Source organism: Bradyrhizobium sp. IAR9, from assembly GCF_013408065.1.
Classification (GTDB): Bacteria; Pseudomonadota; Alphaproteobacteria; order Rhizobiales; family Xanthobacteraceae; genus Bradyrhizobium.
The window spans coordinates 547,518-560,808 of the sequence record NZ_JACBZW010000002.1 but is presented as its reverse complement, the minus strand read 5'-3'; the positions used below and the strand labels follow the sequence as shown (position 1 = coordinate 560,808).

Here is a 13,291-nt window from a genome sequence, read left to right as displayed (position 1 = left end):
CTTTTGCAACCGTCAATTGCGTCGGCGAGTTCGGTTGATGCCTAAGGGTGACCCTGAAGGATCACCCGATCTGCTTCTCGCCGTGCCGCTCCGACAGCGTGAAAATCTCGACGCCATCAGCGGTGACGCCGACGGAGTGCTCGAACTGTGCCGACAGCGATCGGTCGCGGGTGACGGCAGTCCAGCCGTCGGAGAGAATCTTCACATGCGGCTTGCCGAGATTGATCATCGGCTCGATGGTGAAGAACATGCCAGGCTTGAGCTGCACGCCTTCGCCGGGCCGGCCGATATGGATGATGTTCGGCTCGTCGTGGAACATGCGGCCCAGACCGTGGCCGCAGAAATCGCGCACCACGCTCATGCCCTGCGGCTCGACGAAGCTCTGGATGGCGTGGCCGATGTCGCCGGTGGTGGCGCCGGGCTTCACCGCGGCGATGCCGCGCATCATCGCTTCATAGGTCACCTCGATCAGCCGCTCGGCCTTGCGGGCGATCGGGCCGACCGCATACATCCGGCTGGAATCGCCATACCAGCCGTCGACAATGAAGGTGACGTCGATGTTGACGATGTCGCCTTCCTTCAGTGGACGGTCACCGGGCATGCCGTGGCAGACCACATGGTTGAGCGAGGTGCAGGTCGAGTAGCGATAGCCGCGATACATCAGCGTCGCCGGATAGGCATTGTTGCTGAAGGCGAAGTCGCGGACGAATTCGTCGATGCGCTCGGTCGGCACGCCGGGCCCGACGATGTCGGTGAGCTCGTCGAGGCACTTCGCCACCAGCGCGCCCGCCTTGCGCATGCCGGCAAAGGCGCTCGGCCCATGCAGCTTGATCTGTCCGGTCTTGCGCAGGGAGGTATCGGAGGCTTCGACGTAGCTCATGCGGGCGCAATCTTCTGAGGTGGGCTCGATATCGGCGGAAAGTCTTGATTTCAGGCCCCAATTTAATGATTGCGGGCCTTCGCGCAAGCCAAGGCAGCGCGTTTTCGAGCGACGTGGCTACCGGTTCGTGTGAAGAAAACGCGTCAAAACAAGGATCTTGCCGCCTCTTGCGCCCGAAAGCGGGCCTAATTCGGGACTTCTACGGTGGTTTCCACCGGCAGCGCGCCGCCGCGGATGCGAATTTCGCGGACGGGGTAGGGAACCCGGATGCCCTCGCGCTTGAAGGCGTCCCACAGTGCCAGCATCACGTCGCTCTTGACGTTGTCCATGCCGTCGGGGTCCGCGATCCAGAAGGTCAGCGAGAACTTCATCCCGGCTTCCGCGAACTCGGTCAGGATGGAGTTCGGCGGCTTGCCCTTCGTCGCGCGCGGATGGGCCGCTGCGGTCTCGGCGGCGAGCTTGGTGACCAGGCGGGGGTCGGCGTCGTAATTGGTGCCGAAGGCGATCTTCACCAGCGTGTTCTTGTCGGTATAGGTCCAGTTGACGACCTTTTGCGTCACCAGATCCTCGTTGGGCACCAGGAACTCGCGGCCGTCGCCGGCGGCGACGGAAATGTAACGCGTCTTCATCGCGCTGATGCGGCCGGTATTGTCGCCGATGGTGACGAGGTCGCCGGGCTTCACCGATTTGTCGGCAAGCAGGATGATGCCCGAGATGAAGTTGGCGACGATCTTTTGCAGGCCGATACCGATGCCGACGCCGACCGCGCCGGAGAACACCGCAAGCGCCGACAGGTCGATGCCGACCGCGCCTAGCGCAATGACGATTGCGACGGCAAGAAGCCCGATGCGGATGATCTTGACCAGCAGCACCTGCACCGACGGCGTCAGATCGGTGGTTGCGTTGATCCGGCTCTCGGCGAAATTGCTCGCGATGTTGGTGAGCCACAGCGCGATCAGCAGGAGCGCGCCGGCCTTGAGGACCAGCAGCGGGGTCAGCCTAAGGCCGCCGAGCACGATCGCGTAGGAATCGAGCAGGTCGACCGTCGTATCGAGCTGGCCGAGGATCGAGAGCGCGGCGAGAAGCCACGCCGTGATCGACACCAGGCGGACGATGAAGGCATTGCGCAGCACCGAGGTCACCAGCCGGATCACGAGCCAGGCGAAGCCCAGCTTGGCGGCGACCATCAGCAGATAGGAGCGGCTCGGCCAGGTCGCGTGATACATCACCACGCGCGAGATGATCACGAGCAAGGTGAACACCGCCGTCGAGGCGCTGGAGACCATCACCCGGGCGAAGTGCCGAAGCGGCAGCGGCCAGCGCATCGTCAGCGCGGTCATGTCGACCCGGTTGCGCACGCCGGTCTCCGCGGCATAAGCGATGCCGGCCGCGGCCAGGATGAGGCCGAATTGCAGGTAGAACCAGGGCGAGGAGATTTCCGCCCCGACGCTGCGCGCGGTGGTCTGCACGAACTCCATGAAGTCCTTGAGGTCCATGTCCATCGGTCTCGTCGGCAAGCGGGGAGGAATTGATTCGAGGGAGCCGCAGAATCCCACAAAGAGCGCGGCCGGGCCATCGATACACCGTGAAGTGAAGTGCGTTAAGGCCGTAAAATGCGGGCAGATTGCCGCGAGCGGGAGAAATGGGTTGGCGTGCCGCTGCGGCGACGATAGAGATGCTGAAGCAGAATGATTGTTGGACGAATAGGGTACCGGCAAGCGCGCTCTTCGCCTCTCCCCGCTTGCGGGGAGAGGCCGGATCGCATCGTCAGATGCGATCCGGGTGAGGGGGACTCTCCGCGAGTCCATCTGTCACCGCCCCCGCGGAGAGCCCCCCTCACCCCAACCCTCTCCCCGCAAGCGGGGCGAGGGGGCGCACTGCCGGTGCCTGCCTAGCCCTTTATTGCGTCCATTCCGGAGTAACCCGCAGCACCGCATGGCCTCTCTCGACTCCGTCAGCATCGCCATATTGCTCGGCTCCGTCCTCGTGATGGCCGGTATCCTGTCGAGCCTGCTTGCGCTGCGCTTCGGAGCGCCCTTGCTGCTCGTCTTCCTTGTGATCGGCATGCTCGCGGGCGATTCCGGCCCCGGCGGGCTCCAGTTCGACGACGTCCGCACCACCTATCTGGTCGGTTCGGTGGCGCTGGCCCTGATCCTGTTCGACGGTGGCCTGCGAACGCGCTTTGCCAGCATCCGCACCGTGCTCGCGCCGTCCGTTGTGCTCGCGACCGTCGGCGTGCTCTTGACCGCGCTGATCACGGCGCCGTTCGCCAAATACGCGCTCGACCTCAATTGGACGGAGTCGCTGCTGGTCGGCGCGGTGGTCGCCTCGACCGACGCCGCCGCCGTCTTCCTGCTGGTGCACACCCAGGGCCTGCGCCTGCGCCCGCGCGTCGGCGCGACGCTGGAGGCCGAATCCGGCACCAACGATCCTTTCGCGATCTTCCTCACTTTGATGCTGGTCGAATACATCTCGCTGGGATCGAGCTCCGCAAGCCATGTGGCGATGGAGTTCATCCAGGAGGCGGTGCTGGGCGCCGTCGTAGGCGTCTTCGGCGGACGGCTCGTCGTCATCGCGCTCAACAAGGTCGCGCTGCCGCAGGGTCTGCACGCGCCGTTCGTGACGACCGCGGCGCTCGTGATCTTCGGCGGCTCGCAGATCATGCACGCCTCCGGCTTCCTCGCGGTCTATCTGGCCGGCATCATCATCGGCAACCGGCCGACCCGCGCGCACAATTCGGTGGTGGCATTCCTCGATGCCGCAACCTGGCTGGCGCAGATCGTGATGTTCGTGCTGCTCGGCCTGCTGGTCTCGCCGAGCCGGTTAGGGGCCAGCGTGCTGCCGGCGGTCGGGGTTGCCTTCGTGCTGATGCTGGTGGCGCGGCCGATCGCGGTGTTCGTGTGCCTGGCGCCGTTCCGCTTCAACTGGCGCGAAAAGATCTTCATCGCGTGGACCGGCCTGCGCGGCGCCGTCGCGATCTTCCTGGCCTCGATCCCGATGCTGGTCGGCCTGTCCAAGGCCTATCTCTATTTCGACGTCGCCTTCGTCGTCGTCATCATCTCGCTGCTCTTGCAAGGCTGGACGCTGGCACCCGCCGCGCGCAAGCTGCATGTCGCGCTGCCGCGCGCCGAGCGCGGTCCACGCCGTGTCGAGCTGGATCTGCCCGGCCAGCTCGAGCAACAGCTGGTCGGCTATCCGGTGCGGCCCAAGAGCCTGTATTTCCGCCGCGGCCTGATCCCGTCCTGGTCCAAGCCGACGCTGGTGATTCGCAACGAGAACATTCTGACGCCGCTAGAGGCCGACCCCATCGCGCCCGGCGACTACATCTACCTGCTGGCGCCGCCGGAAAAGGCCGAATCGCTCGACCGCTTCTTCGTCGACATGCAGCCGAGCTCGGCGCCCGATCCGCATCTGCTCGGCGACTTCATGGTCTCCGGTGAGCACACGCTGGCCGAGCTCGCCGGGATCTACGGCGTCAAGGTCGGCGAGGACGAGAGCAAGCTGACGCTGGCCGATTATTTCGACGTCCATCTCGACCGCGCCCCGAAAGAGGGCGCCGAGCTCCCGCTCGACGAGCTCGTGCTGGTCGCGCGCAGCATCTCCGGCGGCCGCGTCAATGTCGTCGGCCTGCGCCTGCCGGAAGAAGACGAGACGCCACCGCCGCTGACGCGGGCGCAGGCGCTGCGAAAGAAGCTCGCGGATGTGTGGACCTCGGTGGCGGGAGTTTAGCGGGGCTCGACCTTCGCTTTTCGAATGACAGTTCGTAGCCCGGATGGAGCGCAGCGTAATCCGGGGCCGCTGTATCGGTACGGAAGAGTCCCGGATTGCGCTGCGCTCCATCCGGGCTACGGCCTCACGCCAGCACCTTCACTCCGCCAAAACTCGTCACCCGCCCCTGCTTCAGCATCACGATCTGCGTCGCGAGCTGGCGCAGCTCGGCGGCGTCGTGGCTGACATAGACCATCGGCACGTTCGCCTCGTCGCGCAGCCGCACCAGATAGGGCAGGATCTCGAGCTTGCGGCCCTCGTCGAGCGCGCCGAGCGGTTCGTCGAGCAGCAGCAGGCGCGGTTTTGCCAGCAGCGCGCGTCCGAGCGCGACGCGCTGGCGCTCGCCGCCGGAGAGCTTCCCGGGACGGCGGCCCTGCAGGTTACCGATATCGAGCAGGTCGATGACGCGCTTGTGCTGCGCCGGATCCGGCGCCAGGCGGTTCATCTGCCGTCCATAGTCGAGATTCTGCGCGACGTTGAGATGCGGGAATAGCCGTGCGTCCTGGAATACATAGCCGATGCGGCGGCGCCAGGCCGGGACATGGATGCCGGCCGCGGTGTCGTCGACGGTTTCGCCGTCGAGCACGATGGTGCCGCGGTCCGGCCGCAGCAGCCCCGCGATCATGTTGACCAGCGACGTCTTGCCGGCCCCCGAGGCGCCGAACAGGCCGATGACGCGGCCCTCGCCGGTGAAGGATGCTTGAAGCGAGAATTCACCGAGTTGCTTCTCGACGTCGACGCGCAGCATGGTCAATTCCCGTGCAGGCGCTGCGTAGCGCGGCGAGCGAACCATTCGGCGGCGATCAGTGCGCCCAGCGCCAGCACGATCGAGACGATCACGAGCCGGCCGGCCGCGGCGTCACCGTCCGGCGTCTGGATCAGCGAATAGATCGCCGAGGAAATCGTCTGGGTCTCGCCGGGAATGTTGGAGACGAAGGTGATGGTGGCGCCGAACTCGCCGATCGCCTTGGCAAAGCCCAGCACCATGCCGGCGAGCACGCCGGGCAGCGCCAAGGGCAGCGTCACCGTAAAGAACACTTTCCATGGCGCGGCTCCGAGCGTCTCGGCGGCCTGCTCGAGCCGGCGGTCGATCGCCTCGATCGACAGCCGCATCGGGCGCACCAGCAGCGGGAACGACATCAGGCCGCAGGCAAGCGCCGCTCCGGTCCAGCGGAAGGCGAAGACGATGCCGAAAGTGTCGGCCAGGAAGCCGCCGACGAGTCCCTTGCGGCCGAAGGTGAGGAGCAGGAGATAACCGGTGACGACAGGCGGCAGCACCAGCGGCAGATGCACGATGGCGTCGAGCATCGACTTGCCCCAGAAATCGCGCCGCGCCAGCAGCCACGCCAGCGCAATGCCGAACGGCGTCGCCACCAGCGTTGCGATGATCGCGACCCTGAGCGAGAGCAGGATCGCGGTCCATTCGGCGGGAGAGATGTCTGACATCAAGTGGTGAATATCAGATTGTCGGGCTGACCAGGAACTTGAAGCCGTATTTTTCCAGAATGGTCTTGGCGGCCGAGGAACGCAGGAAGGCGAGATAGTCGCTGGTCCCGTCCTTCGCCGTCGTGGTCGCGGCGACCGGATAGATGATCGCGGGATGCGACTCCGCCGGGAAGGTGCCGACGATCTTGACACCGGGCTCGACCTTGGCGTCGGTGGCATAGACGATGCCAAGGTTGGCCTCGCCGCGCGCCACCAGCGTCAGCGCGGCGCGCACGCTCTCGGCCATCGCGAATTTCGGCTCTGCGGCCTGCCATGCGCCGAGCTTCTCAAGCGCGGCCTTGGCATATTTGCCTGCCGGCACCGACTTGACGTCGCCGGTCGCGATCCTGCCGTCGCCGGCAAGCTTGGCGAGGTCGAAACCTTGCGTGATGGTGACGTTGTCGATCTTGGAATCCCTTGGCGCGATCAACACGATGCTGTTGCCGAGCAGATTGACTCTGGAAGGCTCGTTGATGGTCTTCCTGGCGATCGCGTAGTCCATCCAGTCGGTGTCGGCGGAGACGAACACGTCGGCCGGCGCACCCTGCTCGATCTGCCGCGCCAGCACCGAGCTCGCGGCATAGCTGACCGAGAATTTGACGCCGGTCCTGGCGGTGTAGGCGGCATCGATCTCGTCGAGCGCGTTCTTCATCGACGCCGCGGCGAACACGGTGATGGTCTTGTCCTCGGCGGCGGCCGGCGAAAGGCTCGCGCTTGCGAGGATCACGAGGGCGGTGAAAAGTCGACAAATGCGTAACATGGGGAGCGCTCCGTGCGAGGCCGCGCGCGCAAGATGCACGCACAGGTCTGGCGTTGGTGGGTCAGGTCGCGACGGGTGGAAGCGCTGCTCCACGGGGCCCGGCTGCGGCTTACGGCCGGCAGGGATATCGCAATTGCGAAGATAGCAGGCTGGCGCCCGAGGTCAAAGGGTGGCCGCTTGTCCGGCCGGGCGGGCCTATTGCGCCGGCAGGATCGCGATCCCGACCGAATTCTCCTTGGCGCCGCTGAGCTGAAGTACGAAAGGCTGCGCCGAAAGCTCGTATTTCACGGACTTGCGGATGCCGCCGCAATCGGTCGCACCGCTGAAGGCCACGGGCTTGAGAACATGCCCATCCTGGACCACGTCGATCCAGGCGCCGGCGGACAGGCTGATCGTGTAGAGCCCGGCCGTGGCGGACTTGACGCTCGTGAAGCCGGCGAAGCTGCCGTCCTTGGGCGCGCGCTCCGGCGGCGTCGGCAGTTTTGCCTCGCTTGGGGCAACCAGTCCCAGCGTGATGGCCGAGGAGGGCAAGCTCGCCTGCTCGCTGCCCGATGCGAGCGTTGTGCGGTCTGGCGCGGTGAGCGCGGCGCGCTCGCGCTCGATCGGCCATTTGAACTTGTCGCAGCCGCTCGGTTCTTCAGCGGCGAGAGCGGAGGTCGCGCCGAACGAGAGCGCAGCGAGGAAGGCAAAGACGCGCATGTGAAATCCCATCGTTGGCCGCGCGAGCGGTGCGAGGCTTGCGGTCAGGCTTGTTCGACGGGATGCGCGTCCCGGAGATGCCGCGGGCTTACGGCTGAGCGGCGAGGTCATGCTAGCGCATTATTATGACGCGAACCAACCAACGAGTTCGTCATTCCGGGACGACAGCGGCAGCGCGGTCCACACACACTACGGCTTTGCATCCGCCCCATGCAGCACCGCCTTGCATGCTGTCGGCATCTGCGCCAGCGTCATCGGCGGTTTCGGCTTTGGCGGCTCCGGCGGCGGCTTGGGGTGCAGCACCGCGTCGGAGAACCAATAGGCGAGATCGGCGGGCTTGCAGCCTTCGTCCTCGGCCTGCGACGGCTGGCCCTCGCATTCGCCGGCGCCCGCTGGGCAGCGCATGCGAATGTGGAAATGGTAATCGTGGCCCCACCAGGGGCGGATCTTCGAGAGCCAGGCGCGGTCGCCCTTGGCCTCGCGGCACAGCGCCTTCTTGATCGCGGCGTTGACGAAGATGCGCTGCACTGCCGGCTCCCGCGCCGCGTCGCGCAGCACCAGCACATGGCCTGACGTGAACACTTTTGGATCGATGTCGAGCCGGTCGTGGCGCACCATCATCACCGCCGACATGTCCTCGCGTTCCTCGCGCGAGAGGCGGCGGTCCGGCATCGGCGTCAGCCAGATGTCGGCATCGAGGCCGATCTGGTGGCTGGCGTGGCCCGACAGCGCCGGGCCGCCGCGCGGCTGAGCGATGTCGCCGACCAGGATGCCCGGCCATCCCGCGTCCTTGCGCGCTTTGGCCGCGAGCCGCTTGATCAGCGCGATCATCTCGGGGTGACCGTAGCTGCGGTTGCGCGACAGCCGCATCACCTGCCAATTGTCGCCGTTGAGCGGCATCTGCTCGGCGCCGCCGATGCAGCCCTTGGTGTAGGAGCCGATGACATGGGCCGCCCCCTTCGACGGCAGCAGCTTGCGCGCGAACAGCTCCTTGGCGGCGAGATCGGGGTCATTGGGATTGGCCAGCGGCGGCAGCGGCTTCGGGGTGACGCTGCCCTTGTCCTGGGCCAGCGCGCCGCCGGCGGTCAGGAACGTCGCTAAAACCAGGAGAGGGGTGAGGCGGCGGGGACTCATGCGCAGCCCTTATAACCCAACACGGCGTCGGGGTTAAGAATCGGGCTGTGCTGCGGCGGACGATCTCACAGCGTCTTGACGGCCGTTGCCCCAGCGCGAAGGCGCGCCCGGCATGTCGATCCCACGTCCAACAAGGTCGTCCAAAAGTCGTAGTTTTTTCGTGGAGCCAGCCGGATTCTTAACAGTGCGATAACCGTATCCTGCATTGACCAAAATTCATGCGCGGAGCGAGGACCGTTTTCCGCCGGCACGCAAGCCGATGCATTTTCGGAATTGAATCATGAATAGCGCGCATATTTGCGTCGCGTCTTTCTGCGATAGCGGCGAGGCAACAGGTTTGCCGCGCCCTGTGACGCTGCTGCGCCTCTCAAACAGGCAAATCGATCCGGTCTACAGTTGCCGCAAGGCGCGGCCCCGCCACCCAAGATTACTTTTTTTTCAGACACTTGCCCCAAAACTTGCGCCGTTGGGCGCGACTGGGACGAGTGAAGTTGGGTTTGGGGTCTCGAAAAACAAGAAAACGAAAGCAAAGCGTGCTTGCCCGGGCCGGCCAATCGCCGCGCAAGCCGCGCTTCGCGCGCGCGCCGCGCGCCCTTTCGGAGCGCGATGAAGTCCTGCGCAGCCGCGCCGAGGCGGAAGCTGCGATCGCGGACGCGCGCAAATCCCACGAGCGCCTGCGCCAGGCCGTCGACATCCTGCCGCAAGGCATCGTGTTTCTCGACGCCGAAGGCCGCTACGTCCTCTGGAACAAGAAATACGCCGAGATCTACAGCAAGACCGCCGATCTGTTCGAAGAGGGCGCGCGTCTCGAAGACACGCTGCGCATCGGCGTTGCCCGCGGCGATTATCCTGAGGCGATCGGCCACGAGGACGAGTGGATCGCCGAGCGCCTGCAAAGGCTCTATCAGCCCGGCGCGCGCCACGAGCAGAAGCTGTCGGACGGCCGCGTCATCCTGATCGACGAGCGCCTGACCGACGATGGCGGCGTCGTCGGCCTGCGCGTCGACATCACCGAGTTGAAGCAGCGCGAGGCCTCGTTCCGCCTGCTGTTCGACGGCAATCCCGTTCCCATGATCGTCTGCGCGCTGGACGACGAGCGCATCCTCGGCGTCAACGACGCCGCGGTCGCGCATTACGGTTACAGCCGCGCCGAGTTCGAGCGACTGAAGATCCGCTCGCTGCAGGCTTTCGACAGCGAGCCGCCCTGGACCGCCGGCTCGACCGGCGAGGAGCAGGCCGGCCGCACCTGGAAGCACGTCAAGGCCGACGGCGCGCTGATCGACCTTGCGATCTATTCCCGCGAATTGACCTATGCCGAGCGGCCGGCGGTGCTGCTCGCGCTGATGGAGATCACCGAGCGCAAGCGCGCCGAGGCGCGGCTCGCCTTCATGGCCCAGCACGACGGCCTGACCGGCCTGCCCAACCGCAGCCTGCTGCGCCAGCAGGTGGACGAGATGCTGCTGCACACGCGGCGCAGCACCGACAAGGTCGCGCTGCTGATGCTGGGGCTCGATAGTTTCAAGTCGGTCAACGACACGCTGGGACACGCGGTCGGCGACAAGCTGCTGCGCGGCGTCGCCAAGCGGCTGCGCTCCACCTTGCGCGAGGAAGACGCGCTGGCACGGCTCAACTCCGACGAGTTCGCGATCGTGCAGAGCGGCCTGACGCGTCCCGAGGACGCGGTGATGCTGGCAAAACGTCTGCTCGCGGCGATTGCCGACCCCTATCTGCTCGACGGCCATTCCGTGGTGATCGGCGCCTCGATCGGCATCGCGATGGCGCCGGGCGACGGCGATGATTCCGAAAAGCTGCTCAAGAGCGCCGACATGGCGCTGTCGCGCGCCAAGCTGGACGCGCGCGGCACCTTCGCCTTCTTCGAGGCCGCGCTCGATGCCAAAGCGCAGAGCCGCCGCAAGATCGAGGTCGAGCTGCGCGGCGCGATCCAGAACGACGTGCTGCGCCCTTACTATCAGCCATTGATCGACCTGCAGAGCGGCCGCATCACCGGCTTCGAGGCGCTGGTGCGCTGGCCGCATGCCGAGCGCGGCATGGTCTCGCCGGCCGAGTTCATTCCGGTCGCCGAGGACACCGGCCTGATCAATCCGCTCGGCGGGCTGATGCTGCGCAGGGCGTGCCTCGATGCCGCGACCTGGCCGGACGACGTTCGCGTCGCGGTCAACCTGTCGCCGCTGCAGTTCCGAAGCGGCAATCTGCTTTCGATCGTGACGGACGCCTTGAGGCATTCCGGCCTGCCGCCGCGGCGGCTCGAGCTCGAGATCACCGAGACGCTGCTGCTGGAGAAGAGCGCACAGGTGCTGGCGACGCTGCATGCGCTGCGCGCGCTCGGGGTGCGCATCTCGATGGACGATTTCGGCACCGGCTATTCCAGCCTCAGCTATTTGCGCAGTTTTCCGTTCGACAAGATCAAGATCGACCAGTCGTTCGTGCGCGATTTAGGAGCCAATCGCGAGGCCCAGGCGATCATCCGCTCCATCGTCAGCCTCGGCAAGGGCCTCGGGGTCATCATCACCGCCGAGGGCGTCGAGACCGAAGCCGAGCTCAGCTGCCTGCGCACCGAGGGCTGCGACGAAGGCCAGGGCTTCCTGTTCAGCAAGGCCCGGCCCAACGCCGAGATCATCAGCCTGCTCGCCGCGCAGCGCGGCATCGACGGCGAGGACGCCGCGCTGGTGGCGTAGATCTTGGAGCGTCCGCTTCCAGGTTGAAGTTCGGGGCTACCGGCGACAGTGGCGGATGAACGTCACATTCCGGGCGTACAGGTACGTGTACGGGTCCACCTGTTCGAGCGCGTGGTGCTTCATCACCCAGTCCCGCACCGCGGGCGCATAGGACGACATCATCAACTGAGTCTCGCCGGGGTTGATGCTGCGGTCGCCGTGATGCGCGGCGTGAAACATGAAATAGCCGCTCGGGGCAATGCAGATCTTGTCGAGGGGAACGACCCCCAGGACCGTTGTGCAAGACGACTTGCAACGACCGTCGATCACCACGCGATCATATTCTGCGTTGACGTGTGTGTAGGTGTAGATATGCGCGGCGGTGTTTCCGCCGGGGTCGTGAAGATAATAGACCTTTTCCGCAGAAGCGGATGCCGCCATGACCAACGTGAAGAGGATCGTACCGATCAGGGTTGGAATCCGGCGCATATCACCTCCCTTTTGTCTGGGCGTGTCCTGCAGATTATGCTGTTGTGAGACGCTACCTTAGGCTGCCGAAGGGTGTGATCAAAATGCGTTGAGCAACCCTATGGATCCAGCCAACGTGTCCGCGATCGGCCGCCGTCGCTCGGCGCGCACCGAGCTTGAGCCGACAAGCGGATCACGGCTCGGGCGTTGACAGGATTGCCTTCCCCACATCCTCGTAATGGCTATCCCGCGCCTGGATCTGCTGCGCGATCGCGTGCATGTCGCGAAATCGGCGTTCGAACGGGTTGCTGCGAAACACCGCGGTCGCGCCGGCCATGTGATAGGCGGTGTCGACCACACGTGCCGATTGATGGATGGTCCAGGTTGCGGCCAGTCGCACCGCGCTGCGGTGCGCGGCGCTGAACTCGCCCGTCGCGGACAGCTCGCGCCACATCGCGGTCGCGGTCGCATAGAGAAAGGCGCGCGCGGCGCGCAAATCGCCTTCGGTGCGGCCGATCAGGCCCTGGACCGCCGCGTTGCCGCGCATCGCGCCGGCCGCCAGTGACGGGCGCTTTTCGCGCGCAAGTGCAATCGCTGCATCCAGCGTCGCGCGTGCCACGCCGAGCGACACCGCGGCGAAGCCGAGGCTGAAGGCAGAGCCGGTGCCGATCCTGTAGAGCGGGCCGGTCTCGCGCAAGCCTGACGGCACGTCGCGGAACGCCGTGAAGCGCTCGGGGATGAAGAGGTCGCTCACCTCGTAGGAATCGGTGCCGGTGCCGGCAAGCCCGATCGCCTGCCAGACGTCGTGCAACGTCGCACTTGCGGCAGGAAACAGAATGGTGCGCACTTCCGGCGAACCATCGGCATTCTTGCGGGGCGTCCCGTCGGCATCGACGATGCGCACATGCGCGCCCAGCCAGCTCGCCTGCCGCGAGCCCGAGGCAAAATCCCAGCGCGCCGTGACGCGATAGCCGCCGCCGACCGCGCGCGCCTCATGCGCGATCGCGCCCCAGGCGAGGATGCCGGGCGCAGTGTTGAAGATCTCCTGCGCGGTATCGCGATCGAGCGAGGCCGCGATCATCGCGCAGACGCTGCATTGCCCGAGACACCAGGCCGTGGACGCATCCGCCTTCGCGATCTCCTCCAGCATCTGCATGAAGGTTTCGATGGGAGCTTCAGCTCCGCCGAGGCTCTGCGGCAGCAGCGCGCGATAAAAGCCGTTCTCGATCAGCGCCGCGACCACGGAAGGCGTCAGCCGCCGCGTCCGCTCGATCTCATCTGCTTCGCCCGCGATCAGCGGCGCGATGGCGCGGGCACGTTCGACGAGATCATATCCGGGAAACTCCGACATTCGCGTGTCCTCGCCCCTTCTGTCGTGAGCGGTGAGGACAGGATGGTGGTCTATTTGACGGGGAGGATCAA

Annotated in this window: 11 protein-coding genes; 2 read left to right on the top strand and 9 right to left on the bottom strand. The window is 65.8% G+C overall.

The annotated features are described in order from the left end of the window. Positions 1-61: 61 nt before the first annotated feature. On the bottom strand, positions 62-880 hold the full coding sequence (map, locus tag GGD67_RS08205) for a type I methionyl aminopeptidase (RefSeq protein WP_018316408.1): 819 nt from the start codon (positions 878-880) through the stop codon (positions 62-64). A gap of 185 nt (positions 881-1,065) precedes the next feature. Beyond that, complete coding sequence (locus tag GGD67_RS08200; protein ID WP_177237363.1) at positions 1,066-2,382, bottom strand: mechanosensitive ion channel family protein; 1,317 nt, start codon at positions 2,380-2,382, stop codon at positions 1,066-1,068. A gap of 433 nt (positions 2,383-2,815) precedes the next feature. Here GGD67_RS08200 and GGD67_RS08195 point away from each other — a divergent pair, with 433 nt between their 5' ends. Next, complete coding sequence (locus GGD67_RS08195; protein WP_179732043.1) at positions 2,816-4,609, top strand: potassium/proton antiporter; 1,794 nt, start codon at positions 2,816-2,818, stop codon at positions 4,607-4,609. Between the two features lie 124 nt (positions 4,610-4,733). Here the strand turns inward: GGD67_RS08195 and modC are convergent, their stop codons facing one another. The 5 genes from modC to mepA all read right to left on the bottom strand — a co-directional run bounded on the left by modC (position 4,734) and on the right by mepA (position 8,726). Beyond that, complete coding sequence (modC, locus tag GGD67_RS08190) at positions 4,734-5,396, bottom strand: molybdenum ABC transporter ATP-binding protein (RefSeq protein ID WP_092261239.1); 663 nt, start codon at positions 5,394-5,396, stop codon at positions 4,734-4,736. A gap of 2 nt (positions 5,397-5,398) precedes the next feature. Further along, positions 5,399-6,094, bottom strand: coding sequence for a molybdate ABC transporter permease subunit (gene modB / locus GGD67_RS08185; RefSeq protein WP_179732041.1), 696 nt, complete (start codon positions 6,092-6,094; stop codon positions 5,399-5,401). A gap of 13 nt (positions 6,095-6,107) precedes the next feature. Next, positions 6,108-6,893, bottom strand: coding sequence for a molybdate ABC transporter substrate-binding protein (gene modA, locus GGD67_RS08180; protein WP_179732039.1), 786 nt, complete (start codon positions 6,891-6,893; stop codon positions 6,108-6,110). 195 nt (positions 6,894-7,088) lie between these two features. Beyond that, on the bottom strand, positions 7,089-7,592 hold the full coding sequence (locus GGD67_RS08175) for a hypothetical protein (RefSeq protein ID WP_018316402.1): 504 nt from the start codon (positions 7,590-7,592) through the stop codon (positions 7,089-7,091). Between the two features lie 189 nt (positions 7,593-7,781). Beyond that, positions 7,782-8,726 (bottom strand): penicillin-insensitive murein endopeptidase, encoded by a 945-nt coding sequence (gene mepA, locus GGD67_RS08170; protein WP_179732037.1) that lies wholly within the window; start codon positions 8,724-8,726, stop codon positions 7,782-7,784. 533 nt (positions 8,727-9,259) lie between these two features. Here mepA and GGD67_RS08165 point away from each other — a divergent pair. After that, complete coding sequence (locus tag GGD67_RS08165; RefSeq protein ID WP_179732035.1) at positions 9,260-11,422, top strand: EAL domain-containing protein; 2,163 nt, start codon at positions 9,260-9,262, stop codon at positions 11,420-11,422. A gap of 36 nt (positions 11,423-11,458) precedes the next feature. Here the strand turns inward: GGD67_RS08165 and GGD67_RS08160 are convergent, their stop codons facing one another. Further along, positions 11,459-11,890 carry a hypothetical protein gene (locus GGD67_RS08160; RefSeq protein WP_018316399.1) on the bottom strand — a complete coding sequence of 144 codons (432 nt, stop codon included), beginning with the start codon at positions 11,888-11,890 and terminating at the stop codon, positions 11,459-11,461. A gap of 172 nt (positions 11,891-12,062) precedes the next feature. Continuing rightward, positions 12,063-13,220 (bottom strand): acyl-CoA dehydrogenase family protein, encoded by a 1,158-nt coding sequence (locus GGD67_RS08155; protein ID WP_179732033.1) that lies wholly within the window; start codon positions 13,218-13,220, stop codon positions 12,063-12,065. Positions 13,221-13,291: the final 71 nt, after the last annotated feature.

Coding starts and splice junctions, on each gene's coding strand:
- map (WP_018316408.1), bottom strand. CDS start 880: ATGAGCTACGTCGAAGCCTCCGATACCTCCCTGCGCAAGACCGGACAG.
- GGD67_RS08200 (WP_177237363.1), bottom strand. CDS start 2,382: ATGGACATGGACCTCAAGGACTTCATGGAGTTCGTGCAGACCACCGCG.
- GGD67_RS08195 (WP_179732043.1), top strand. CDS start 2,816: ATGGCCTCTCTCGACTCCGTCAGCATCGCCATATTGCTCGGCTCCGTC.
- modC (WP_092261239.1), bottom strand. CDS start 5,396: ATGCTGCGCGTCGACGTCGAGAAGCAACTCGGTGAATTCTCGCTTCAA.
- modB (WP_179732041.1), bottom strand. CDS start 6,094: ATGTCAGACATCTCTCCCGCCGAATGGACCGCGATCCTGCTCTCGCTC.
- modA (WP_179732039.1), bottom strand. CDS start 6,893: ATGTTACGCATTTGTCGACTTTTCACCGCCCTCGTGATCCTCGCAAGC.
- GGD67_RS08175 (WP_018316402.1), bottom strand. CDS start 7,592: ATGCGCGTCTTTGCCTTCCTCGCTGCGCTCTCGTTCGGCGCGACCTCC.
- mepA (WP_179732037.1), bottom strand. CDS start 8,726: ATGAGTCCCCGCCGCCTCACCCCTCTCCTGGTTTTAGCGACGTTCCTG.
- GGD67_RS08160 (WP_018316399.1), bottom strand. CDS start 11,890: ATGCGCCGGATTCCAACCCTGATCGGTACGATCCTCTTCACGTTGGTC.
- GGD67_RS08155 (WP_179732033.1), bottom strand. CDS start 13,220: ATGTCGGAGTTTCCCGGATATGATCTCGTCGAACGTGCCCGCGCCATC.